The organism is Tistlia consotensis USBA 355 (genome assembly GCF_900177295.1).
Lineage (GTDB): Bacteria > Pseudomonadota > Alphaproteobacteria > Kiloniellales > DSM-21159 > Tistlia > Tistlia consotensis.
In genome coordinates this window covers 63968-86576 of record NZ_FWZX01000002.1, presented here as the reverse complement: position 1 = coordinate 86576, position 22609 = coordinate 63968, and the positions used below count along the sequence as shown (strand labels likewise).

The following is a 22609-nucleotide window of genomic DNA, read 5'->3' as shown; positions in this document are numbered from 1 at the left end:
GGTCGTCCGACCGGCCGCGGCGATCCGGTTCAGTCGAGCTTGCTCTCGGCGGTGGCGACCGCCTTCTGGAGCTTGTCGATCCACTCCTCGCCGACCTTTTCGGCCAGCAGGTCGCGGATCGGCTTGCGCGTCGCCTCGACGAACTGCTCGAACTCCTCGTGGGTCGGCTGGTAGATCTCGACGCCGGCGGCGGCGATCTTCTTCAGGTCCTGCGATTCCTTCGCGGTGATCACGCCGAGCATCGCGAAGGAGGCCTCGCGCGCCGCGTAGTCGAAGATCTTCTTGTCCGCGTCGCTGAGCCCTTCGTAGAAGTCGTCGTTGATCGTGATCAGCGCCATGTTCACCAGGTGATGGTCCAGGGTGTAGTACTTCTGGACCTCCTGGAGATTGGCCAGCAGCATCGTGTAGGGCGCGTTCTCCTCGCCGTCGACGACGCCGGTCTGCAGCGCGTTGTAGAGTTCGGCCCAGGCGATCGGCGTCGGCGAGGCGCCGAGCGCCTTGACCATCGCCAGATGGATCGGGATCGACTGCACGCGGATCTTCATCCCGACCATGTCGGCCGGCGTGTGGATCGGCTTGACCGAGTTGGAGAAGTTGCGGAAGGCCGACGGCAGGTAGGCCAGGATGCGGATGTGGCTGGCCTTGGCGGTGGCGTCCGCGAGCTCCTTGCCGAAGGGCCCGTCGAGCACCGTGCGCGCGACCTCGGTGGTCGGGAAGGTGTAGGGCATCTCCAGCACCTGGATCGGCGGGAAGTAGCTGGCCAGGTGGCCGGCCGACAGGCCCGCCGACATCTGGATCACGCCGCGGGCGGTCTGCTCGGCCAGGGACTCGAGGTCGCCGAGCTGCTTGTTCGGGAAGACCTGGAGCTTGTAGCGGCCGTTCGACTGGGACTCGAGGACCCGGCCGAAGACTTCCGTGAAGGTCCAGTAGGGATTGGCGAGCAGGTCGCCCTCGCCCTCGGTGTGGGCGAGCTTGACGATGGTCTGGGCGCCGGCCGCGAGCGGCGACAGCAGGGTGAAGCCGACGGCCGCCGCGGCCGCCAGACTGCGAATGCCAGTCCTCGATAGCATCATGACCTCTCCTGTTCGTTCTCTTGCGTGTTCTGGTTGGGGCCCCGCTTAGTCGTCCGTCCCGGTCGCGATCGAGACGTCGGCGACGAGGTTCTCTTCGTTGTATTCACGCAGCCGCAGGACCAGCGCCCTGTGGACCTCGGCAGCCGCCGTCTCGGCGGCCGCGGCGTCGCCCCGGCGGACGGCGTCCAGCAGCGCGGCGTGCAGCGCCAGCAGGTCGCGCAGGTATTCGGCGACCGTGCGGCCCATCGGCGGGCTGTAGGCGAAGGGCAGGCGCATCATGCGCAGCCCGATGGTCAGCAGGCTCTCGTAGTTCTCGCGCAGATAGCCGTTGTGGCCGGCCTCGGCGATGCGCAGCAGGTGCGCCTTCTCCGCGGCGACGATGTCGCTGGCCCGCCGGTCGTCGCCGACGTCCTCGGCCTGCGCGAAGGCGGTCAGAGCGGCCAGGCTCTCGTCCAGGCGGGCGACGTCCGAGGCGTGGTGCCGATAGGCGGCGAGCCGCGCGACGGCGCGCTGCAGCAGGCCCAGGGCCTCCAGGAAGCGCGGGAAGTCCGGCAGGATCAGCGGCGTGACCCGGGCGCCGCGGTTGCGGCTGAAGACGATCAGCCGGTCGGCCGAGAGGCGGATCAGCGCCTCGCGGATCGGCGTGCGCGAGACGTTGTAGCGCTCGGCCAGCGTCGTCTCGTCGAGGTCCTGCCCCGGCCGCAGCGACAGCCGCAGGATGTCCTCGCGCATCCGCTCGTAGAGCGATCCCTTGCCTTCGTCCGGCTTGGCCAAGACCCGACCTCCCTCGTCGGTTTTGCATACAGCCTGCATGCAACGATCTGCATACAATACGCATACAGGCGAAGGCCGAGCAAGGGGCGAGTCGACGAGGCACCCGGCAGGAGGGGAGGAGGCCCCAGGACGCCGGACGCGGCGGCAGCGCCCCGATGCCGCGCGTCATGCCCTCATCGCAGCTCGAAACGGATGGGCAGGACGAACTCCTGCCCGGCATCCGCCGGCCCGGCCGGGGCCGGCAGCGGCGCCGAGCGCTTCAGCAGGTCCAGCGCCTCGGCATCGAGCAGCTCGTGGCCCGAGCTGCTCTGCAGCCGGCTGTCGAGCAGGCGGCCACGGCGGTCGATGCGGAAGCGCACGACCGCAACGCCCTCCTGCCGCAGCAGGCGTGCGCGTTTCGGGTAGCGCCGATGGCGCTCCAGCCAGGCAGCCAGCCGGCTGATGTAGTCCTGCAGCGCCCCCGCTGCGGCAGCCGGCCCCGAGCCGCCGGCCCCGCGGGAGGCGACGGCCGCCGCCGGCCCCGCCGGACCGCCGGACGGCGCCCCGGCGGCAGCTACCCCGGCGGCAGGTACCCCGGCGGCAGGTACCCCGGCGGCAGGTACCCCGGCGGCCCAGGTCGCGGCCGCCGGCCTGCGGCGAGCCTGCCCTGCGGTCGGCGCCGAGCTCGGGGGAACCGCGGCCGCAGAAGGAGCCTCCGGCACCGCCCGGGGCGGAACGGCCGGCCGGACCGGCGGCGGGGGCGGCACCGCCTCCTCGACCGGCGGCGGCACGGCGGCGGCGCTCGCCGCGGCGGCGGCCGTGTCGACGGCCGGCTCGACCGCTGCCGGCGGCCCGACGGGGCCAGGCTCGGCAGCGCGCTCGACCGGCCGGAGCGCCGGCGCGGTCGGCACCGTGCGCAGCGGCTCCGGCTCCGCTTCGCCGCTTCCGGCCGCTTCCGGCGGCGAGGTCGTGACCGTCGGCACGGCAAGCGGTTCTCCCAGGCCGACGACGGCCACCTCCAGGGCCGGGCTCGATGCCGGGGCGACGGAGCGCCCCGGCAGGAACGCGAGCAGCAGCAGGACCGCCAGCAGGTGCAGCAGCAGGGCACCGGCCAGGGCCTGCCGCACCGGCAGGCCGGGCCGCAGGGCGCCGAGGGAAAGGCAGGGAGCCATCGTCCCCTCCCGGGGCCGCCGGGACCCGGCCTCAGAAACGCAGCCGGGCCTCGGCGAAGATCGAGCGGCCGGGCTCGTTGACCTGGACCTCCGCCGGGTCGGCAAGGTTGCTGCGGTTCAGGTGGTTGGCATAGGTCGTGTCGAAGAGGTTCGTCACGCCGAGCCGCAGGTCGCAGTCCTGGAAGGGCGACCAGCTCGCGAAGAGGTCGAAGACCGCGTAGCCGGGCGTCTCCCGCACGTCCCGCCCCGTCCCGGTCGTCGGGTCGAGGTCGACCCGCGTCTGCGTCAGGGCCCAGCGCATCTCCGCCCCCAGGCTCCACTGCTCGGCGCCCATCCACTCGGCGCGCAGGGTGCCCTGGAACGGCGGGATCTGCGGCAGGGCCGACCCGGTCGCGAGGTTCTGGCCGAGGGTATAGGTGCCGTCGGCCGAGAGCTTCAGCTCGGAGAGCGCCAGCCATTCGCCCTTGACGGTGAAGCCGGTCAGCAGGGCGTCGACGTTGCGGTAGACGTTCGCGTCCGTGGCCACGACCAGGATGCCGTCCTGGCCGCGTGCGCTGTCGCGCAGGATGAAGTCCTGCACGTAGTCGCCGTAGGCCGAGGCCCCGAAGGTCCAGCCGGCACCGGCCAGGTCGAAGCCGGTGTCGAGCTGGTGATGCTTCTCCGGTGCCAGCGCGGGATTGCCAACCCAGGAGCTGTCGCTGGTCATCATGCGCATGTCGCTGGCGACCGCCCGCTCGGTGGCGTCGGCGGTGCGCACGGAGCGGCTGAGGCCGGCATAGACCGTGGCCTCCCTGGCGACATCCCACTCCAGGCGGGCGAGGCCCCCGAAGTTGTGCTCGGTGTGATCCGAGGCTTGGACGCCGTAGTAGTAGCGGTAGAGGTCGTTGGGGCTGCGCCCGCTGGTCGCCGCGCGCTCGTCGGCGCGCCCGTAGCTGACGCGCACCTGGTCGTAGCGGCCGCCGAGCACCAGCCGCGTGTCCGTGGCGATCTCGAAGATGCTCTCGGCGGCGAGGCCGACCTCGTGGATCGCCACGTCCGGCCAGACGATCGACTGCACGCTGTCGACGTTGTCCTCGGTCGTGCCGGCGTAGCGGGTCGCGTCGCGCTGGTTGCCGCGATAGTCGAGAGCGAGCGTGAAGGGCTGCTCGCCGGCCGCCAGCTCGGCGCGCGCCTGGAAGCCGTAGGTGTCGGACTCCGAAGGCGTGCGCCGGTAGGTGTTGGCCGGCGGCGTGCGCAGCGAGTAGTTGTCCATCAGGTGGTCGACCAGGCTGGCGTAGCCCTGGAGGCTGAACGCCCGGAAGACCTCGCCGTCGAACCGCTGCTTCGCCTTCAGGCGGAAGGTGTCGCTGTCCGAATAGGGCGAATCCATGCCGGCCCCGGGGAACAGGGCGTCGTCGGTGCGGCTGTTCTCGTAGCCGAGCGACAGCTCCCGGCCGTCGCCCGGCGTCCAGCCGAGCGTCAGGCCCGCGGAGTGGTCGCTGTAGGAGCTGCGCACCGTGTTGCCGCTGCCGTCCTGGTAGTCGCCGGCGTCGCTGTAGGCGCCGGTCGCGCGGGCGTAGACCTGGCTGGTGCCGCCGGCGACATCGGCGAAGCCGCGCCAGATGCCGCCGTTGCTCTCGACGCCGCCGCCGAACCGGCCGGTGACCGGCCGGCTGTCGCTGAGCGCCGGGGCGTCGCGCTCCAGGATCACGCTGCCGCCGGTGCCGCCCGGGCCGATCAGCACGCTCTGATAGCCGCGCACGACGGTCACCCGGTCGAAGGTCTCGAGCGCGCCGTAGGAGCTCGGCGGATCCATGCGGTTCGGGCAGGCGCCGTAGATGTAGGAGCCGTCCGACCGGACGTTGAGCTGGGTCTGGGACTGGCCGCGGATCACCGGCTCGATGCCGTGGCCGCCCATCCGGCCGCCGGTGACCCCCGGCAGGCTGCGCAGGTAGTCGCCGGAATCGCTGTAGGGGCGTGCCGGCGGCGTCTCGGTCAGGTCGGTGCTCTCGGTGGCGGGCGTCGCCGGCGCGAAGTCGACGACCTCGATGGTCGGCAGGCTGCGCGGCAGCTCCGCGGCGGAAAGGGCGGCCGGAGCCGTCAGCAGCGCCGAGCCGGCGCAGGCGCAGAGAAGCAGGCCGCGCAGCGGGCGGCGGGTTTCGACAGGCATGTTCGCTTGACCTCTGAATCACGAGCTCGGAAGCGCGCGCCGCGAGGCTGCCGCCGGGGGCAGGCACGGCCGGCGGACGCCGACGGCCGAAGGGCCGCGGACGCGCGATCAGATGGGCTAGTCGTTCAGAGGCGGGTTGGCGGCGCGCGGGTCAGGCCGACGCGCAGCGACCAGAGGTCGGACGCGACCTCCTGCTCGGCGAAGGGGAAGACCCGCGCGGCGGGCGCGGGCTGGGCCTTCGGCAGCTCGGGCAGCTGCGGCAGCAGCGGCGCGCCGGCCTTGGCGAGCTGGCAGGCCAGGCAGAACAGCTCGGGCGGCGGCTTGGTCTCGTCGCCCTGCCCGTCCGAAGCCGGCAGGAAGCCGGAGCCGCAGAAGGCCAGCCCGCTGCCGAACACCGCCTCCAGCTCGGCGACGGAAACGCCCCCGCCGGACGAGGCGCCGGAAGCCGAACCGTCGCCCGGCCGCGCCTCCGCAGCGACCGCCGCGTAGGCCTGCGGCATATAGAGGCGGCAGAAGTAGGGGGAGACCGCGATGAACGCGAGGGCGAGCAGCGCGAGCAGCGTGCCGGCGCGCCCAGGACGCCTGGCGCCCGCCAGCCCCCGCCGCCTCGACCGCACCTTTCGCCTGTCCCCCGCCATCGGCAACCGCTCTCGCCCCCACCCTGCGCGGCGCCCCCGCTTCGGGAGGCACTGACCGCATACTATGGCAACGACGGCGAGACAAGCGCGGCCCGGCGCATCCGATCGCTGGATCCGGGCCCGTTCGCCTCGCCGGCGGAGCCGCCCGGAGGCCGGGACGGCGCCGCTTGGCATGCAGTCCGAAGAGGAGAAACGGGGCGACGGGGGGCATCCCGGCCCCGCCCAGTTTTCCCTTTCGCCGCTGCGGAAGGCTTGCCTATCATGCCCCGCGCCCTCGAGGGGGCGCTTCCCCCACTCTGCGACGCCACGAAACAACGGAGCCAAGGCATGGGTCAGTTCGGTGTTGGTCAAGGTCTGCGCCGGCTCGAGGACGCGAGGTTTCTGACCGGGCACGGGCGCTACACCGACGACATCGCGCTGCCCGGCTCGCTTCATCTCGCGGTCCTGCGCAGCCCGGTCGCCCACGCCGAGCTCGGCCCGATCGACGTCGAGGAGGCGCTGGGCGCGCCCGGCGTGCTGGCCGTCTATACCGGCGCCGACCTGAAGGCCGACGGCATCGGCTCGATCCCCTGCCTCGCCATGGTGCCGGGCAAGGGCGGCAGCAAGCCGGTCGCGCCCGCCTACCCGGCCCTGGCCCAGGACAAGGTCCGCTTCGTCGGCCAGCCGGTCGTCTGCGTCGTCGCCGAGACGGCGGCCCAGGCGCGCGACGCGCTGGAGCTCGTCGTCGTCGATTTCGACCCGCTGCCGGCGGTGACCGAGGCCGACAGGGCCCTCGCCGCCGACGCGCCGCTGGTCCACGACGCGGCTCCCGGCAACCTCTGCCTCGACTACGAGCACGGCGACCGCGAGGCGGCCGAGCAGGCCTTCGCCAAGGCCGCCAGGATCGCGAAGCTGGAGCTGATCAACAACCGGCTGGTCGTCAACTCCATGGAGCCGCGCGTCGCGATCGCCGACTACGACAAGGCGGACGGCCGCAGCACGCTCTACACCTGCAGCCAGGGCATCTTCCGGCTGCACAGCCAGCTCGCCGGGATCCTCGGCATCGACATGAAGCAGCTGCACCTCGTCACGCCCGACGTCGGCGGCGGCTTCGGCATGAAGATCTTCTCCTATCCGGAGCAGATCCTCTGCCTCTACGCCTCGCGCAAGCTGCAGCGGCCGGTGCGCTGGACCTCGGAGCGCACCGAGGCCTTCCTGTCCGACACCCAGGGCCGCGACCACGTGACCAGCGTCGAGATGGCGATGGACGCGGAAGGCCGCTTCCTCGGCATGCGCGTCTCGACCGCGGCCAACCTCGGCGCCTACCTCTCGAACTTCGCGCCCTACATCCCGACCGGCGCCTCGACCCAGATGTTCAGCGGGCTCTACAAGATCCCGGCGATCTACGCGAACGTCCGCTGCGCCTTCACCCACACCGTGCCGGTCGACGCCTACCGCGGCGCCGGGCGGCCCGAGGCGGCCTACATGATGGAACGGCTGGTCGACGAGTGCGCCCGGGTCGCCGGCCTCGACCGGCGCGAGATCCGCAAGCTGAACTTCATCCGGCCCGACGACCTGCCCTACGAGACGCCGATGGGCCGGCTCTACGATTCCGGCGACTATCCGCGCCTGCTCGACGAGGCCACGGCGATGGCCGACTGGGACGGCTTCGCGGCGCGCAGGGCCGAGGCGGCCAAGGCCGGCAAGCTGCGCGGCATCGGTCTCGCCAGCTATGTCGAGGCCTGCGGCGGCATCGGCGAGGAAGAGGCCAGGATGACCCTGGAGGCCGACGGCGGCATCAACCTGGTCATCGGCACCATGACCAACGGCCAGGGGCACCTGACCGCCTACGCCCAGCTGATCAACGACAAGCTCGGCATCGACCCCGAGAAGGTGCAGATGCTGCAGGGCGACTCCGACATCGTCGAGCGCGGCGGCGGCACCGGCGGCTCGCGCTCGCTGCTGATGGGCGGCGTGGCGGTCAACCGCGCCTCGGACAAGATCATCGAGCGCGCCAAGCAGGTCGCCGCCCACATGCTGGAGGCGGCGGCCGGCGACGTCGAGTTCGCCGACGGCACCTTCACCATCGTCGGCACCGACCGGCGCCTGTCGCTCGACGAGGTCGCCGCCGCGACCCACGGCGACTCGCTGCCCGACGAGCTGAAGGGCCCGATCGAGGAAAAGGGCGACTACGCGGCCGAAGGCCTGACCTTCCCGAACGGCTGCCACGTCTGCGAGCTGGAGGTCGACGAGGAGACCGGCAAGGTCCGCATCCTGCGCTACTCGATCGCCGACGACTTCGGCACGGTGGTCAATCCGCTGCTCGCCGCGGGCCAGGTTCACGGCGGCACGATCCAGGGCCTCGGCCAGGCGCTGCTCGAGCACACGGTCTATGACGAGGATGGGCAGTTGCTTACCGCCTCGTACATGGACTACTGCATGCCCCGCGCGGACGACGCGCCGGAGATCGAGTTGAAGCTGATCCAGGACTACCCCTGCAAGACCAACCCGCTGGGCGTGAAGGGGGCCGGCGAGGCCGGCGCCATCGGCGCGCCGCCGGCGATCATGAACGCCCTGGCCGACGCTCTGTCGGGGCTCGGCGTCGGGCGCCTCGACATGCCGGCGACGCCGGAGAAGCTGTGGCGGGCGATTCGCGACGGGCGCGCCGGGCGGCGCGACGCAGCCTGAGGGGAGAGCAGGCTTTGGGATGAAGCGCTTTGAGACGAAACGGCCGGTGAACGATGACTACGCCAGCGACGAGGATCTGCTGTCGGTCCTGCGGCTGATCGCCGAGCGGGCCGGCAAGATCGTGCTCGGCTACTACGCCGAGGGCGAGGACATCGAGGTCACGACCAAGGCGGACGACTCGCCGGTCACCGCGGCCGACGTCGCCTGCGAGGAGTTCATCCTCGACGCGCTCGCCAAGCTGACCCCCGACGTGCCGGTCGTCTCGGAGGAGTCCTTCAGCAACGGCGTGCACCCGAAGATCGGGCCGCACGACCTGTTCTGGCTGGTCGACCCGCTGGACGGCACCAAGGAGTTCCTGTCGCGCAACGGCGAGTTCACCGTCAACATCGCCCTGGTCCAGGACGGCAAGCCGATCGCCGGCGTCGTCCACGCCCCGGCCCTGGCCATGACCTGGGCCGGCAGCGAGGCCAAGGCGACCTTCTCGCAGACCGACCAGCCGCCGATGCCGATCGAGATCCGGCAGGTCCCCGAGGAGGGCCTGACGGTGGTCGCCAGCCGGCGCCACGGCGACGACCGCATCGAGGACTACCTGGCCGGCTTCCAGGTGCACCAGACCCTGGCCGCCGGCTCCTCGGTCAAGTTCTGCCTGATCGCCAGCGGCCGCGCCGACCTCTATCCGCGCTTCGGCCCGACCATGGAGTGGGACACGGCGGCCGGCCAGGCCGTGCTGGAGGCCGCCGGCGGCCGCGTCGAGACGCTCGACGGCCAGCCGCTGCGCTACGGCAAGCCCGGCTGGCGCAACCCCGAGTTCGTCGCCTTCGGCAGCAAGTAGGCAGCGGGGCGCGAGCGAAAGGACAGCGCGATGACCAGCGTCGGCCTCGTCGGCCTCGGCTCCATGGGCTTCGGCATGGCGACCAGCCTGCTGAGGGCCGGCTTTCCGGTGCACGGCTTCGACGTCGATGCCGAGGCGGTCGCGCGCTTCGAGGCCGAAGGCGGCAGGGGCGGCAGCCTCGCCGAGGTCGCGCCGTCCCTCGACGCCCTGGTGCTGGTCGTGGTCAACGCCCCGCAGATGGAGGCGGTGCTGTTCGGCGCCGGCGACGACGCGCCCGGCGCGGCCGGCAGGCTGCGCCGCGGCGCCCTGGTGATCGGCTGCGCGACCGTGCCGCCGGAAGCGGCGCGGCGCTTCGAGGCGCGGCTCGCCGAGCACGGCCTCGCCTACCTCGACGCCCCGATCTCCGGTGGCGCCGCCAAGGCGGCGGCCGGCGAGCTGACCGTGATGGCCTCGGGCAGCGCCGCCGCCTTCGCGGCCGCCGATCCGCTGCTCGACGCCCTGGCCGCGACGGTCTTCCGCCTGGGCGACGCGGCCGGGCCGGCCTCAGCCATGAAGATCGTCAACCAGCTGCTGGCCGGCGTGCACATCGCCGCCGCCGCCGAGGCCATGACCTTCGGCATGACCCAGGGGGTCGATCCCAAGACCTGCCTCGAGGTCATCTCGAAGTGCGCCGGCAGCTCCTGGATGTTCGAGAACCGGGGGCCGCACATCGTCGAGGGCGACTATGCGCCGCGCTCGGCCGTCGAGATCTTCGTCAAGGACCTGGGCATCGTCTCCGACGTCGCCCGCGCCGCCCGCTTCTCGGCGCCGCTGACCGCCGCCGCCCTGCAGCAGTTCCTGGCCGCCGCCGGCATGGGCCTGGGCCGCGAGGACGACGCCGCCGTCGCCAAGGTCTACGCCCGCAACGCGCGGCTGAAGCTGCCGGGGGAAGAGGCGTAGCCTGCCTTTCTCGTGGCGGCCGGCATGAGAAAGGCAGGCTAGTTCCCCGAATAGCTGCCGATGTCGATGCCACGGGCGGCGAGGTCGGCGGCGATACGGGCGCGCAGGGCGACCAGGTCGTCGACCGGCACCTTGCGCAGGCGGCCGATCTGCTCGCCGGTCAGCGTCGGCGCCGGCTGGTCGGCCGGCAGCCCGCCCCAGACGCCGACGGCCCAGTTGAGCAGGCGCGCCGTCGCCGCGGGACTGAGGCCCGCGTTCTCGACGCCCGGCACGTTCGCGAGATAGAGCGCCCCGTCGCGGTGGGCCAGGATGCGGCCGATGGCGGACAGGCCGGGCACCCGCCCGGCCTTCGAGCCGCTGCCGTCCAGGCCGTGGCAGCCGGAACAGCGCAGCAGGTAGAGCGTGCGCGGCGCCTCCTCGGCGGCGCCGGCCGGCACGGCGGCGCCGAGGGCGAGGCCCAGGGTGAGGCCCAGGGCGAAGGCGGCGGCGGCGCTGCGCATCGCGGGCGGCCCCCGGCGCGGCCGGCTCAGCCGGCCCCGCTGACGCCGATCACCGCGGCGACCGTGCAGTGGTACATGCCGCGGTTGTTGGCCATGCACCAGTTGATGTCGTTGTGCACGCCCATGCGGTAGCCCGGCCGCTCGTTCATGTTGTAGTTGCACAGGCAACGGCCGCAGGAGGTCTTGCCGCAGCAGTCGTTGTAGCTGATCAGGTAGGCCTTGCCGTCCTTGGCGCTCATGCAGGTGCCGACCCAGGTGACGACCGAAGGCTCGGCGCCCGGCGGACAGGAGGAGACGCTGCCGCCGCAGCAGGTGCAGAGGAAGCCGTCGAGCGCGCAGTAGCGCCAGTACTCGCAGCTCTGGTCATCGTCGTCCTCGCCGGTCGCGGCCCGGGCGCGGCCGCCGCTGCGGTCGAAGGGCAGCATCGGCAGCACCGCGCCGCCGACCAGGGCGCCGCCGAGCGCGGCGATCAGGCTGCGCCGCCCGAAGCGCTGGGCCGAGCGGCGCAGCCCGGCCTCGGCGACGCCGTCGAAGGCGCTCGAGAGTCTGGAGAGGAGTGTCAGCATGATCGCCTCCGGACGAAGCTGCGCCACGGTCAGCCGGCCGCGGCGCGGTCGAGATAGTGCTGGATCGAGGGCGTGCCCAGCTCGCTCGCGGTGAACAGGCTGTCGAGCTGCTCGCGGTTGTTGACCAGGCCCTTGGCGCGCACGACGCCGGCGCCGTCGAGCAGCAGCGCGAACGGCAGACGGCCGACGCGGAAGGCCACGCCGAGCTCGTGCGACAGCAGGTAGGGCAGGGCCGAGAGGCCGCGCTCGGCGACGAAGCGCTCGTGCGCGCTCCGCTCGCCGTCGCTCGCCAGGATGACGTCGAGCCAGGCGGCCTCGGCGGCGCGCGTCGCCTTGAGCACGGGCAGCAGCTTCTTGCAGACCGGGCAGTCGGGCGACAGGAAGAAGAGCAGCTGGCTGCGGCCGTCCCCGGCGCCGCCATGGAGGCCGCCATGGGAACCAATCGTCACCGGCCGGCCGTCGAGCGCGGTCAGCTCGAAGCGCGGCACGCTTTCGCCGATCGCCGGGCCGGAATCGGTGATCAGGGCGCCCATCGGCGCGACCCGCTCGAACAGCACGCCGACCTGCCGGGCCAGGGCCAGCACCACGATCAGCAGGCCGACGACGACCACCGCAAGCAGCGCGACGGCAATCGACAGCAGTTCCACCGTCATCTCCCCTCCCTCAGAATCCGCCGCGGTCCGCGGCGACCGCGCGGATGTGCGAGCGGGTCTGGACCAGCCGCTCGCCGATCAGCAGCAGCAGCCAGCCCCCGAGCGCCAGGCTCGGCAGCAGCACGGCGTCGAACGGGCCGAGCGGCCGCGCCGCGACCGGCGCCAGGGCGACCACGGCCAGCGCCGCCAGCGCCAGGTTGCGCGCGACCAGCAGCCAGGAGATCGCCTGGCCCGGCCCGCCGCAGCCGCAGTCGATCGAGCTGCGGCCGCGCAGCAGGTTGACTGCCATGGCGCCGCCGTAGAGCAGCATCAAGCCGGCCGCGAGCAGCGCACCGACGCGGGTCAGGCCGGGCACCAGCAGCAGGGCGGCCGCCGCGGCCTCGGCTGCCGCCAAGCCGGCCGCCGCCGCGCCGGCGACAGGCTCCGGCAGCAGGCGGTAGTCGGCCAGGGCCTGCCGGAACTCGGCAAATCCGCTGAGCTTGTGCAGCACGGCGCGCGCCAGCACCAGGGCCAGCAGGCCGACGGCGGCGCCGACGCAGAGCGGATCGAGGGGCGGGCCGAGGGGCGGCAGGACGGCGGTCATCGCGCTCAGTCGGCCTCGACCTGGACCACCGCCTCACCGACCTGCTCGACCTCCCGCTCGCCGACCGCGAAGCCGGCAGCAGGATCGGCCTGGTAGCGGACCACCGTCGCGTCGATCGGGTTGATGCCGAACAGCGTCGGGGTCCCGGCCGAGCCGACGGTCAGCGAGGTCAGCGGCGCGCAGGGCGAGCGGGACAGCAGCTTGCCGGTCTTGGCGTCGACCGCCCAGATCTCCTCGGCGGGATTCTTGTGGCTGCCCTCGGCGCCGCCGGAGTGCATCAGCACGAACAGCACGCCGGGCGTCGGCAGGTAGGCGATCGGCTGGTAGCCGCCGGGCCGCCAGCTGCCCTCGACGCCCCCGGCCAGCGGGAAGGTCCCGACCAGCCTGGCCGTCTCGCCCTCCAGGTTGATGCGGTAGACCGTGCCGGCGAAGGAGACGAACAGCCAGTCGTCGCCGGCGCGCTCGGCATGGATGAACAGCGGGTCCTCGTCCGGGTCGAACAGCGGCGTGCTGGCCCTGCGCTCGGCGCTCGTGCCGTCGGCGGCCAGGGTGTAGGTGCCGAAGCTGCCGTCGCCGCAGATCGTCACGTAGCGCAGCGGGTTGCCGGCGGCCGGATAGGTGCCGTAGCAGCCGTCGTTGGAGATCTCGGCGCTGACCTTGCCGGCCTTCATGTCGACCACGGTGATCGAGGTCCCCGGCGTCGCGTTCTGGATGAACACGAAGCGGTCGTCGGCCGAGCCCTGCATCAGGGGCCGGTAGTTCAGCGCCTGGGCCCGGGTGTTGGGCAGCGGGATCTCGGCCTTGAGCTCGAGCGTCGAGGCGTCGCGCACCTCGAGCAGGTCCAGGCGCTCGCCGCGCGTCAGCTTCGCGTAGTAGGTCGTGGCGGTGTAGATCTCGCCGCCGTGGTGCGGCAGGTACATCGTGCCCGCGAAGCCGGTGCCGACCAGCCCGAGGAAGCGCAGGGTCCCGGCGTCGAGAATGTAGAGCCGGCCGTCGACGATGTGGTTGATGGCGATGTCGGCCAGATAGACCTTCGGGGTGTCGGCCGGAATGCGCGCGACCGTCACCTCCTCGGGCTTCAGCTCCTGCGCCGCCGCCTGGGCGCCCCCCACCGCCGCGACCGCAGCGACCAGCAACAAGGTGGCAACGCGACCCATGGCGCCCCTCCCCGGCCGACCTCGGGATGCGGGCTCAATTACAGTCGCAGTGCGACGAAATGTCCATCCACTTTGCGTTGCCGGTACCGGGGTAGTCAGCCTCTCTCCGAGAAGCACGCCGGGAGACGCGCGCCGGCGACCTACCCCGCGGCCTTCAGGATCTCCCTGGCCAGGGCCGCGATCTCCTTCGCCGCCTTGCTGCGCGGCTGGACCTCGCCGACGGCGCGGCCCTCGGAGAGGGCGGCGGCGAAGACCACGCGGTTGCCGATCCGGCTCCTGGCGACCTGGGCGCCGAGCCTGCCGACCTCCGCGATCATCGTCTCGGCCAGGTTGCCGCGCGGCGGCACGCGGTTGAGCACGATCAGCGCCGGCACCTTCTCGGCGGCCGCCAGCTCGAGGGTCGGCCGTGTCGCCCAGACGTCCATCGGCGAGGGCTGCACCGGCACCACGACCAGGCCGGCGGCACGCACCGCGATCTTCGCCTCGGTCTCCATGTGCGGCGGCGAGTCGATCAGCACGATGTCGTGGTCCCGGGCCAGGCGGTCGACCTCGTTCTTGGTGCGCCAGCCCTTGATCTGGCTGGCCAGCACGCCGGCGCCGGCGTCGCCCAGGCGCTCCTCGCGCAGGCGGTACCAGGCGGTCAGCGACTGCTGCGGGTCGATGTCGACGACGGCGACCGACTTCTTCATCGCCGTGAAGGCGACCGCCAGATGCGCCGCCAGGGTCGTCTTGCCGGCGCCGCCCTTCTGCTGGGCCACGGTGATGACCGTTGCTGCCATGGCCGGTTCCTTCTATGACGCCCCGCGGGCGCCGTGAGCCCGAATCATTTCGCACCTGCACAATAACGAGCGAATGAGCGAGTCTGAAAGCCCTAACGCGCGCGACGGCGGTACGGTGCCGAGGATCCTGCCGGCGAGCCCGGCCGCGATCGCCGAAGCCGCGGCGCTGCTGCGCGCCGGCCGGCTGGTGGTCTTCCCGACCGAGACGGTCTACGGCCTGGGCGGCGACGCGACCGACGCCGAGGCCGTGGCGGCGATCTTCGCGGCCAAGGGCCGGCCGCGCTTCAATCCGCTGATCAGCCACCTGCCCGACCTGGAGAGCGCCGAGCGCGAGGCGGTCTTCGACGCCCGCGCCCGCCGCCTCGCCGAACGCTTCTGGCCGGGCCCGCTCACCCTGGTGCTGCCGCGCCGGCCGGACAGCCGCATCGCCCTGCTCTGCTCGGCCGGGCTCGACAGCGTCGCCCTCCGGGTCCCGGCCCAGCCGGTGGCGCGCGCGCTGCTCCGGGCGGTCGGCCGGCCGGTCGCGGCGCCCAGCGCCAACCGCTCCGGCCGGATCAGCCCGACCCGCGCCGAGCACGCCGCCGCCGAGCTGGGCGACCGGGTCGCGCTCTACCTCGACGACGGGCCGACCGCGGTCGGCCTGGAATCGACCGTCGTTTCGCTGCTCGGCCCCGAGCCGCTGCTGCTGCGCCCGGGCGGACTGCCGCTCGAGGAGCTGGAGGCCGAACTCGGCCCGCTCGGTCGGGTCGCGGCCGAGGAGGGCGGGGCCGCGCGCCTCTCGCCCGGCCTGCTGACCAGCCACTATGCGCCGACCAAGCCGCTGCGCCTGGAGGCGACCGCGGTCGCGCCCGACGAGGCCCTGCTCGCCTTCGGTCCCGAGGTGCCCGAGGGCGCCGCCCAGACCATCAACCTCTCGCCCGCCGGCGACACCCGCGAGGCCGCCGCCGGCCTGTTCGAGGCGCTGCGCGCCCTCGACGCCGGCCCCGGCCGCGCCATCGCCGCCATGGCCGTGCCCGCCGAGGGCCTGGGCCTCGCGATCCGCGACCGCCTGGCCCGCGCCGCCGCGCCGCGGGGATAGCGGACGAGCGCCGCCCCCTTCACAGAAGATTCCCCTCTCCGCCCCCGGGGGGCGGAGAGGGCAGGGTGAGGTGGGGGATTCAGGCCCCTCCGACCCCGACCCGGCCAACGGCGAGTTCGCACCCCACCTCTCCCCGGCCCTCCCCGCCCCGGAGGGGCAGGGAGGGAGTACACCTTCGCCACCCGCAAGCGCGTCCCGGGGATCGCTGCCATGCCGGGGCGGCCGTCGACAGGGCTGGCCGCCGCCCCTTACCATCGCCGCCATGACCGCCAGGCCGATTCCCGAACCCTTCGAGAACCTGCACGACCGGATCCTCGACGTCGTCGGCGAGGAGGGCGTGGTCGCCGAAGCGGGCGAGATGGCCCGCTATCTGGCCGAGGAGCGCGGCCGCTTCGTCGGCAAGGCGGCCTTCGTCGTGCGCCCGGCGAACACCCGGGAGGTCGCCGAGGTCGTCAAGCTCTGCGCCGAGGCCGGCATCGGCATCGTGCCCCAGGGCGGTAACACCTCGATGGTCGGCGGCTCGATCCCCTTCGAGGAGGGCGACGAGATCGTGCTGTCGCTGGAGCGCCTGAACCGCATCCGCGCCCTCGACGCCGACAACTTCACCATGACCGTCGAGGCCGGCGTGATCCTGCAGGAGGTCCAGCAGGCCGCCGCCGCAGCCGACCGCCTGTTCCCCTTGAGCCTGGGCGCCGAAGGCTCCTGCCGGATCGGCGGCAACATCTCGACCAACGCCGGCGGCGTGCAGGTGCTGCGCTACGGCAACACCCGCGAGCTGGTCCTGGGCCTGGAGGTCGTGCTGCCCGACGGCCGGATCTGGGACGGCCTGAGGGCGCTCCGCAAGGACAACACCGGCTACGACCTGAAGCAGCTCTTCATCGGGGCGGAGGGCTCGCTCGGCATCGTCACGGCGGCGGTGCTGAAGCTCTACGCGCGACCGCGCGAGATCGTCACGGCCTTCGTCGCGGTGCCCGACCCGGCGGCGGCCCTCGCCCTGCTGAGCCGCCTGCGCGGCGCCTCGGGCGAGAGCGTCACCTCCTTCGAGATCCTGCCGCGCCTCGGCCTGGAGTTCACCCTGCGCCACATCGAGGGCTGCCGGGACCCGCTCGAGGCCGCGCATCCCTGGTACGTGCTGGTCGAGCTGTTCGGCGGCCGCGAGGACGGCGGCCTGCGCGAGCTCCTGGAGGAGGCGCTGGCCGAGGCCCTGGAGGGCAGCCTGGTGCTCGACGCGACCCTGGCCGAGACGGAGGCGAAACGCCGGGAGCTCTGGCGCCTGCGCGAGGCGATGAGCGAGGCGCAGAAGTTCGAGGGCGGCTCGATCAAGCACGACGTCTCGGTGCCGGTCTCCTCCGTGCCGGCCTTCATCGCCGAGGCGGGCGCGCTGGTGACCGAGCTGATCCCGGGCTGCCGCCCGGTGCCCTTCGGCCACCTCGGCGACGGCAACATCCACTTCAACGTCAGCCAGCCGCTGCCGGAAGCGGGCGGCGACTTCGCGCCCGGCAAGGCCGCCTACCTGGCCCGCTGGGACGAGATGAACCGCGCCGTCCACGACCTGGTCGTGCGCCGCTTCCACGGCTCGATCTCCGCCGAACACGGCATCGGCCGCATGAAGCTGGCCGAGAACGAGCGCTTCAAGAGCGCGGTCGAGCTCGACCTGCTGCGCACGGTCAAGAAGGCGCTCGACCCCCACGGCATCATGAACCGCGGCAAGGTCGTCTAGGCTCGGCACTGATTGACCGAGCCAGAAGATGACGGTCGCGGCGATGCAGATGGCCGAAAGGCAGCCGTCGGCGCATCGGTCGTCGCGGGCGTGGATGCGGCGCCGGTCCCCGAGGCGGCCGAACAGGATCCCGATGCGGCTGCCTCGATGCGGCTGCGCAGGCCATTGCGGATCACGAAGACGATCCCGCTCGCCTTGATCCGCCCTGAGCCCAGGCTCTCGCCGGCTAGAAGTGGTAGAGCAGGCCCGCCGCGAGCAGGCCCTGGTCGGCGCTTCCTTGCTGCTCGACGATCGGGCTGTCGGCGGCGTCGCCGAGCAGCCGGGTGTAGCCGGCGATGCCGGTGACGCCCCAGTGGTCGGTAATCCGGTAGGTGGCGCGCAGGGTCAGGCCGACGTCCTTGAGGCCGCCACCGGGATCGTAGCGGGAGAGGCGGCTGCGGGCCGCATTGTCGGCGTCGATGCCGAAGTAGGTCCGGGTGTAATCCCGGTCTGCGTAGGTCGCCGACAGCGCGGCGCCGAGCCGCAGCCGTCGGGTCACCGGGAAGCTGTAGGCGGGGCCGAAGGACAGGGTTGTGCCGTCCGAGGTGCCGCTGACGTCGGTCAGGGCCTGAACCTCGAAGGCCAGCGTGTCGCCCTGCAGCAGGACCTGGCGGGTGCTCAGCCTGGCGAAGGCGCCGGCCTCGACCGCGTCGTCGATGTCGCGCAGGGCGTCGACCCGATCGTTCTCCACGTCGCTGCGGCCCGCGTGGTAGCGCAGCACCGGGCCGAACTCGAGGCCCTCGACCGGCGAGACGTTGGCGCGCAGCTTCGTGCCCCGGAACTCGAGATAGTAGCCGTCATAGCTGAACCTGGCGCCGAGCAGCGGGGCCGGCTTGTAGTCCTTGGAGCCCTCGTAGTCCGGCGCGGCCGCCACGCCGAGCGTCAGGAAGCCGCCGAAGCCCGCCGGCCGGTCTTCCTGCTGCGCCGCGGCCCCGGCGGGCAGGGTGCAGACGAGGGCGGCCGAGAGCAGGAGGGCCCGGGCCGACAGGCGCAAGGGCAGGGGCAGGTCGTTCAGGATCGGCACGGGGCTTCCTCGTTGCACCGGTGGACAGGACGAGGCGGACCCTAGCGGAGCGGCCGGCGCGGGCGATGTCGGCGGCGTGTCGCTCCGTTACGAAACATTTCGACATCAAGCTTCTGCCGACCGCCCGGCCGGCTCTGCTATAGGCTCCGCGAGCGCCGGGCCGCGCCCCCGGGCACCAGGAGGGGGCGGATGCCGGCCGCGGGAGTCCGGGAGGTCACGGCGATCATGAGCCCAGAGGAGCCGGTGCCGCGCGTCCTGGTCGTCGACGACGACCGGGAGATCCGCGAGCGCCTGTCCCGCTTCCTCTCCGCCCACGGCCTCGTCGTCAGCGAGGCCGCCGACGGGCGGGAGATGGCGGCCCAGCTGCAGCGCGAGGCGGTCGACCTGGTCGTCCTCGACGTCATGCTGCCGGGCAGCGACGGCCTGACGCTCTGCCGCCAGCTCCGGGCGCAGAGCAGCGTGCCGATCATCCTGCTGACCGCCCTCGAGGGCGAGAGCGACCGCATCGTCGGCCTGGAGCTCGGCGCCGACGACTACGTCACCAAGCCCTTCAGCCCGCGTGAGCTGCTGGCGCGCGTGCGGGCCCAGCTGCGCCGCGCGGCGATGCCCTCGACAGCCGGCGGAAGCCCCGCCGCACCCTCGATCTTCCGCTTCGCCGGCTGGTCGCTCGACCTCGCCCGTCGCACCCTCGTCTCGCCCGACGGCATCCTGGTCGTCCTGACCAGCAGCGAGTTCGACCTGCTGGCGGTCTTCGCCGAGAACCCGCAGCGCGCGCTCGGTCGCGAGCAGCTGCTGGCCTTCCTGCACGGCCGCGACGCCAGCCAGTTCGACCGCAGCATCGACGTGCACGTCAGCCGGCTGCGCCGCAAGATCGAGGCCGATCCGCAGCGCCCGGAGCTGATCAAGACGATCCGCAACGAGGGCTACTTCTTCTCGCCGCGGGTCGAAGCCGACGGCGGGGCGCCGGCATGAGGCTCTTCTCCGGAGGCCCGAGGATCGGCCTGGCGCCACGCCTCGCGCTGCAGATCCTGCTGGTGGTGCTGACCATCGTCGCCGTCGAGCGGGCCTCGCGCATGCTGGTGCCCATCCCCGACGTCATCTTCATGGACCGGGAGTGGCTGGCCTCGACCGTCGCCGACGCCAGGAGCCGGCTCGTCGACGCCCTGCCGGTCGCGCACGCCGCCGAGGTCGGCGATCTGCCGGCTTCGGACCTGCTGACCTATGGCCTGACCGATCGGCCGCCGGCCGAGCCGGAGCACGAACCGGCGAAGATCGCGGGCTTCAAGCGCACGCTCGCGGCCGCCTTGCCGCCCGGGACGCCGATCCGCGTCGCCGCCCGGGGCCTGCACGGCGACGTCGGCCGCTCCTTCCACACGATCGCCGTGGTCGTCACCGGCATTCCCGCCCGCATGGTCGACGTGCTGCAGAACGACGACGAGGGAACGGTGATCGTCTCGACCGGGCTCGAGATCGCCGTCGGGCTGGGCGACGGGGCCTGGCTGACCGTCGGGACGCGCGACGACCGCTCGATCCTGATGCCGCTGCTGCGCAACCTGATTCCGCCGGTCTTCGGCATCGCGATCATCCTGCTGATCTCCTACCGGGGCTCGCGCGTCCTGCTGCGGCCGCTGCAGCAGCTCGCCGTCGCCGCCGAGCGCCTCGGCCGCGAGCGCAGCATCGTGCCGATCCCGGAGATGACCATCCCCGAGTACAAGGCGATCGCCGACAGCTTCGCGGAGATGCAGCGGCGGCTGAAGCGCTTCGTCGACGAGCGCACGCAGATGCTGGCCGCGATCTCCCACGATCTGAACACCCCCCTGACGCGTCTGCGCCTGCTGGCGGAGGAGCTCGACGACCCGCGGCAGCGCGCGCAGGTCCAGGCGGACATCGACGAGATGAAGCTGATGATCCGCAGCTCGCTCGCCTTCGCGCGCGACGACGGCCAGGAGGCGCACGTCGTCGTCGACCTGGCCTCCCTGCTGATCAGCCTCTGCGACACGACGAGCGACGCCGGCCAGCCGGCCGAGTACCGCGGGCCGGACCACGCCACCCTGCCCTGCCGCCCGGTCGCGATCCGGCGCGCCTTCGCCAACCTGGTCGACAACGGCTGCAAGTACGGCGACCGCGTCGTCGTCGAGCTGCGCGACGCACCGGAGGCGGTCGAGGTCGCGATCAGCGACCGCGGCCCCGGCATCCCCGAGGCCGAGGTCGAGCGCGCCTTCGCGCCCTTCCAGCGCCTGGAGAGCTCGCGCAACCCCGCGACCGGCGGCACCGGCCTCGGCCTGACCATCGCCCGCGACATCGTCCACGGCCACGGCGGCGACCTGACCCTGGCCAACGGCGCGCCCTCGGGGCTGGTCGTGACCGTCCGCCTGCCGAAGCCGAGCGCGGCCCCGGGCGCGTGACGCTGACTCTACGGCTCGCTCGCCGCCCGCTCCCGCAGCGCCGCCAGGAAGGCGCGGATGCGCGCTGCATTGACGCCGCGGTCGATGCGCCCGATGCGCGAGCGCGAGCGCAGGTCGACCCGGCTGCCGCCGTCGGCAGCGCCGACCCGGATCACGACCTCGTCCGGAAAGCCGTAGAGGAAGGAGCGCGCCACCGCCTCGATGCGGCCCTCGCCCGCCTCCTCGGCGACGAGCTCCCAGCCCCGGTCGCGGACGAGTTCCGCGGCGAGCGCGAAGGCGCGTTGCGGCGGGAGCGGCAGCGCGAGCGGCGCGAGATCCGGATAGGCGGCCTGCTGGACCGGGGCGTTGCCGGCCGGGTAGTCGCTCGGCGTCGGCATGTCCCAGAAGACCGGCGGATCGGCGGTGTCGGTGCTGACGTCGTTGATCGGCGGGTAGCGCCGGGTGGCATCCTCCCACTGCAGCGCCGCCGCCACGACCGGCAGCGACAGGACGAGGCCGAGCAGGGCCGGCAGCAGCCCGCGCCGCCGGCCGCGGCGCAGGGACAGCAGCGCGCCGAGCAGCGACAGCAGCAGCCCCGCCGCCGCCGCGTAGACGGCCCACTCCGCGACCCGCAGCGCCTCGACGACCGGCCACCAGCCGAGGCGATAGCCCGCGGCCGACAGCGCCAGGCCCGCGGCGCCGGCCGTGGCGAGCACGGCACCGGCCAGGGCCGTCCGGGGCAGGTGCCGGCCGGCGCGCCTGCGGGAGCTGTCAGTCATGCTCTCTTCCTTCCGGGCGTCGGCCGCAAGAGCCCCGCCCTCCACGGCCACTGTCCCCGCCCCCGCGTTCGTCATTCCCGCGGAGGCGGCAATCCCGAGCCACGGGCTCGGCGCAGGCCGCTCCGGATCCCCGCCTCCGCGGCGATGACGGAGTGAGGGGGCCCGACGGACGAGGGGCCGTCGCGGGAGCCGGGACCGCCCTCACGGCTCCTCCCCCTCTTCCCGGTTGATCGGATAGCCGCTCGCCGGGCCGCGCAGGGGCTGGACCAGCATGCGGTCGAGCCGGAGGTCGCCGGGCGTGCGGAACTGCTCGATGCCGAGGGTCATGGCCTCGTGGCCCTCGCGCGGCTGCGCCTGGTAGGTGCCGAGCAGCCGGTCCCACCAGGGCAGGTTGAAGCCGAAGTTGCTGTTGGTCTCGCTCGGGTGGATCGAGTGGTGCACCCGGTGCATGTCGGGCGTCACGACGAGCAGGCGCAGGACCCGGTCGAGCGCCAGGGGCAGGCGCACGTTGGAGTGGTTGAACATCGCCGTCGCGTTGAGCAGCACCTCGAAGACCAGCACGGCCGCCGCCGGCGGGCCGAGGGCCGCGACGACGGCCAGCTTGATGCCCATCGACAGCAGGATCTCCAGCGGGTGGAAGCGCAGGCCGGTGGTGACGTCGAACTCCAGGTCGGCGTGGTGCATCCGGTGCAGCCGCCACAGCGCCGGCACCGCGTGGAACAGCACGTGCTGCAGGTAGATCGCCAGGTCGAGCGCCAGCAGCGACAGCCCGAAGGCGAGCCAGGCCGGCACTTCGACGGCGTTGAGCAGGCCCCAGCCGCGCTGCCCCGCCAGCGCCGCCAGGCCGACCGCCGCGACGGGGAAGACGAGGCGCAGCAGCAGGGTGTCGAGCAGGACGACGCCGAGGTTGCCGCTCCAGCGCAGCAGGCGCGGGATCGCCCGCCGCCGCCGCGGCGCCGCCAGCTCCCAGGCCATCATGACCGCCAGCACGCCGAGGAAGGCGCCCAGGCGGATCCAGGGTTCGTTGGCCAGCAGCAGCTCGGTCACGGGCGAAGGGTCCTCGTCGGGGGCGGCGGCACCACCATAGTCCCACACTTTACCGAATCATAGATTGAGCCCGATCA

At 72.9% G+C, this 22609-nt stretch carries 21 protein-coding genes and 1 pseudogene; 7 read left to right on the top strand and 15 right to left on the bottom strand.

Annotated elements, in window-relative coordinates:
• Positions 1–29: 29 nt before the first annotated feature.
• From B9O00_RS03990 to B9O00_RS03965, 5 genes are all read right to left on the bottom strand, one after another.
• On the bottom strand, positions 30–1070 hold the full coding sequence (locus B9O00_RS03990; RefSeq protein ID WP_159460095.1) for a TRAP transporter substrate-binding protein: 1041 nt from the start codon (positions 1068–1070) through the stop codon (positions 30–32).
• Positions 1071–1118: 48 nt separating this feature from the next.
• A complete protein-coding gene (locus B9O00_RS03985; protein ID WP_159460094.1) occupies positions 1119–1847 on the bottom strand; it encodes a GntR family transcriptional regulator in 729 nt (242 codons plus the stop codon).
• Between the two features lie 173 nt (positions 1848–2020).
• Positions 2021–2998 carry a TonB family protein gene (locus B9O00_RS03980; RefSeq protein ID WP_089229673.1) on the bottom strand — a complete coding sequence of 326 codons (978 nt, stop codon included), beginning with the start codon at positions 2996–2998 and terminating at the stop codon, positions 2021–2023.
• A gap of 31 nt (positions 2999–3029) precedes the next feature.
• Complete coding sequence (locus B9O00_RS03970; RefSeq protein ID WP_085121152.1) at positions 3030–5147, bottom strand: TonB-dependent copper receptor; 2118 nt, start codon at positions 5145–5147, stop codon at positions 3030–3032.
• Positions 5148–5272: 125 nt separating this feature from the next.
• A complete protein-coding gene (locus tag B9O00_RS03965; protein WP_089229672.1) occupies positions 5273–5764 on the bottom strand; it encodes a hypothetical protein in 492 nt (163 codons plus the stop codon).
• Positions 5765–6112: 348 nt separating this feature from the next.
• Between B9O00_RS03965 and B9O00_RS03960 the strand changes: the two genes are divergently transcribed.
• From B9O00_RS03960 to ltnD, 3 genes are read left to right on the top strand one after another with little or no spacing between them, the layout of a single operon-like run.
• Positions 6113–8452 (top strand): xanthine dehydrogenase family protein molybdopterin-binding subunit, encoded by a 2340-nt coding sequence (locus B9O00_RS03960; protein WP_085121150.1) that lies wholly within the window; start codon positions 6113–6115, stop codon positions 8450–8452.
• Between the two features lie 46 nt (positions 8453–8498).
• The gene (gene cysQ, locus B9O00_RS03955; protein WP_235017039.1) at positions 8499–9284 is read left to right on the top strand and encodes a 3'(2'),5'-bisphosphate nucleotidase CysQ; all 786 of its coding nucleotides are present in this window, start codon (positions 8499–8501) and stop codon (positions 9282–9284) included.
• A 30-nt stretch (positions 9285–9314) separates the two neighbouring features.
• Positions 9315–10223 carry an L-threonate dehydrogenase gene (gene ltnD, locus B9O00_RS03950; protein ID WP_085121148.1) on the top strand — a complete coding sequence of 303 codons (909 nt, stop codon included), beginning with the start codon at positions 9315–9317 and terminating at the stop codon, positions 10221–10223.
• Between the two features lie 38 nt (positions 10224–10261).
• Here ltnD and B9O00_RS03945 read toward each other — a convergent pair whose 3' ends face one another.
• The 6 genes from B9O00_RS03945 to parA all read right to left on the bottom strand — a co-directional run bounded on the left by B9O00_RS03945 (position 10262) and on the right by parA (position 14461).
• Positions 10262–10723 carry a hypothetical protein gene (locus B9O00_RS03945; protein ID WP_085121147.1) on the bottom strand — a complete coding sequence of 154 codons (462 nt, stop codon included), beginning with the start codon at positions 10721–10723 and terminating at the stop codon, positions 10262–10264.
• A gap of 26 nt (positions 10724–10749) precedes the next feature.
• On the bottom strand, positions 10750–11289 hold the full coding sequence (locus B9O00_RS03940) for a methylamine dehydrogenase light chain (protein ID WP_085121146.1): 540 nt from the start codon (positions 11287–11289) through the stop codon (positions 10750–10752).
• A gap of 29 nt (positions 11290–11318) precedes the next feature.
• The gene (locus tag B9O00_RS03935) at positions 11319–11942 is read right to left on the bottom strand and encodes a thioredoxin domain-containing protein (RefSeq protein ID WP_200808393.1); all 624 of its coding nucleotides are present in this window, start codon (positions 11940–11942) and stop codon (positions 11319–11321) included.
• Between the two features lie 10 nt (positions 11943–11952).
• Positions 11953–12525, bottom strand: coding sequence for a MauE/DoxX family redox-associated membrane protein (locus tag B9O00_RS03930; protein ID WP_085121145.1), 573 nt, complete (start codon positions 12523–12525; stop codon positions 11953–11955).
• A gap of 5 nt (positions 12526–12530) precedes the next feature.
• Positions 12531–13682 (bottom strand): amine dehydrogenase large subunit, encoded by a 1152-nt coding sequence (locus tag B9O00_RS03925; RefSeq protein ID WP_085121144.1) that lies wholly within the window; start codon positions 13680–13682, stop codon positions 12531–12533.
• Positions 13683–13822: 140 nt separating this feature from the next.
• Positions 13823–14461, bottom strand: a complete 639-nt coding sequence (gene parA, locus B9O00_RS03920) for a ParA family partition ATPase (RefSeq protein WP_085121143.1) — start codon at positions 14459–14461, stop codon at positions 13823–13825.
• Between the two features lie 73 nt (positions 14462–14534).
• Here parA and B9O00_RS03915 point away from each other — a divergent pair, with 73 nt between their 5' ends.
• Positions 14535–15539: an L-threonylcarbamoyladenylate synthase gene (locus B9O00_RS03915; protein ID WP_085121142.1), complete on the top strand. Its 1005-nt coding sequence runs from the start codon at positions 14535–14537 to the stop codon at positions 15537–15539.
• Between the two features lie 262 nt (positions 15540–15801).
• Positions 15802–17259, top strand: a complete 1458-nt coding sequence (locus B9O00_RS03905; RefSeq protein ID WP_085121140.1) for an FAD-binding oxidoreductase — start codon at positions 15802–15804, stop codon at positions 17257–17259.
• 18 nt (positions 17260–17277) lie between these two features.
• Here B9O00_RS03905 and B9O00_RS33655 read toward each other — a convergent pair.
• Positions 17278–17397, bottom strand: a pseudogene (locus B9O00_RS33655) (IS5/IS1182 family transposase); the annotation flags it as partial.
• Positions 17398–17485: 88 nt separating this feature from the next.
• On the bottom strand, positions 17486–18322 hold the full coding sequence (locus B9O00_RS03900; RefSeq protein WP_089229671.1) for a MipA/OmpV family protein: 837 nt from the start codon (positions 18320–18322) through the stop codon (positions 17486–17488).
• Positions 18323–18511: 189 nt separating this feature from the next.
• Between B9O00_RS03900 and B9O00_RS03895 the strand changes: the two genes are divergently transcribed.
• Both B9O00_RS03895 and B9O00_RS03890 read left to right on the top strand, forming a co-directional pair.
• Entirely contained in the window at positions 18512–19294 is a 783-nt protein-coding gene (locus tag B9O00_RS03895) for a response regulator (RefSeq protein ID WP_280523326.1), read from the top strand.
• On the top strand, positions 19291–20727 hold the full coding sequence (locus tag B9O00_RS03890) for an ATP-binding protein (RefSeq protein WP_085121138.1): 1437 nt from the start codon (positions 19291–19293) through the stop codon (positions 20725–20727). Before B9O00_RS03895 ends, B9O00_RS03890 begins: the two co-directional genes overlap by 4 nt.
• 8 nt (positions 20728–20735) lie before the next feature.
• Here B9O00_RS03890 and B9O00_RS03885 read toward each other — a convergent pair whose 3' ends face one another.
• Positions 20736–21485: a DUF1499 domain-containing protein gene (locus B9O00_RS03885; RefSeq protein WP_085121137.1), complete on the bottom strand. Its 750-nt coding sequence runs from the start codon at positions 21483–21485 to the stop codon at positions 20736–20738.
• Positions 21486–21686: 201 nt separating this feature from the next.
• The gene (locus tag B9O00_RS03880; protein WP_089229669.1) at positions 21687–22532 is read right to left on the bottom strand and encodes a sterol desaturase family protein; all 846 of its coding nucleotides are present in this window, start codon (positions 22530–22532) and stop codon (positions 21687–21689) included.
• Between the last annotated feature and the right edge of the window lie 77 nt (positions 22533–22609).

Coding starts and splice junctions, on each gene's coding strand:
- B9O00_RS03990 (WP_159460095.1), bottom strand. CDS start 1,070: ATGCTATCGAGGACTGGCATTCGCAGTCTGGCGGCCGCGGCGGCCGTC.
- B9O00_RS03980 (WP_089229673.1), bottom strand. CDS start 2,998: ATGGCTCCCTGCCTTTCCCTCGGCGCCCTGCGGCCCGGCCTGCCGGTG.
- B9O00_RS03970 (WP_085121152.1), bottom strand. CDS start 5,147: ATGCCTGTCGAAACCCGCCGCCCGCTGCGCGGCCTGCTTCTCTGCGCC.
- B9O00_RS03960 (WP_085121150.1), top strand. CDS start 6,113: ATGGGTCAGTTCGGTGTTGGTCAAGGTCTGCGCCGGCTCGAGGACGCG.
- ltnD (WP_085121148.1), top strand. CDS start 9,315: ATGACCAGCGTCGGCCTCGTCGGCCTCGGCTCCATGGGCTTCGGCATG.
- B9O00_RS03945 (WP_085121147.1), bottom strand. CDS start 10,723: ATGCGCAGCGCCGCCGCCGCCTTCGCCCTGGGCCTCACCCTGGGCCTC.
- B9O00_RS03940 (WP_085121146.1), bottom strand. CDS start 11,289: ATGCTGACACTCCTCTCCAGACTCTCGAGCGCCTTCGACGGCGTCGCC.
- B9O00_RS03935 (WP_200808393.1), bottom strand. CDS start 11,942: ATGACGGTGGAACTGCTGTCGATTGCCGTCGCGCTGCTTGCGGTGGTC.
- B9O00_RS03930 (WP_085121145.1), bottom strand. CDS start 12,525: ATGACCGCCGTCCTGCCGCCCCTCGGCCCGCCCCTCGATCCGCTCTGC.
- B9O00_RS03925 (WP_085121144.1), bottom strand. CDS start 13,682: ATGGGTCGCGTTGCCACCTTGTTGCTGGTCGCTGCGGTCGCGGCGGTG.
- parA (WP_085121143.1), bottom strand. CDS start 14,461: ATGGCAGCAACGGTCATCACCGTGGCCCAGCAGAAGGGCGGCGCCGGC.
- B9O00_RS03915 (WP_085121142.1), top strand. CDS start 14,535: ATGAGCGAGTCTGAAAGCCCTAACGCGCGCGACGGCGGTACGGTGCCG.
- B9O00_RS03905 (WP_085121140.1), top strand. CDS start 15,802: ATGACCGCCAGGCCGATTCCCGAACCCTTCGAGAACCTGCACGACCGG.
- B9O00_RS03895 (WP_280523326.1), top strand. CDS start 18,512: ATGCCGGCCGCGGGAGTCCGGGAGGTCACGGCGATCATGAGCCCAGAG.
- B9O00_RS03890 (WP_085121138.1), top strand. CDS start 19,291: ATGAGGCTCTTCTCCGGAGGCCCGAGGATCGGCCTGGCGCCACGCCTC.
- B9O00_RS03885 (WP_085121137.1), bottom strand. CDS start 21,485: ATGACTGACAGCTCCCGCAGGCGCGCCGGCCGGCACCTGCCCCGGACG.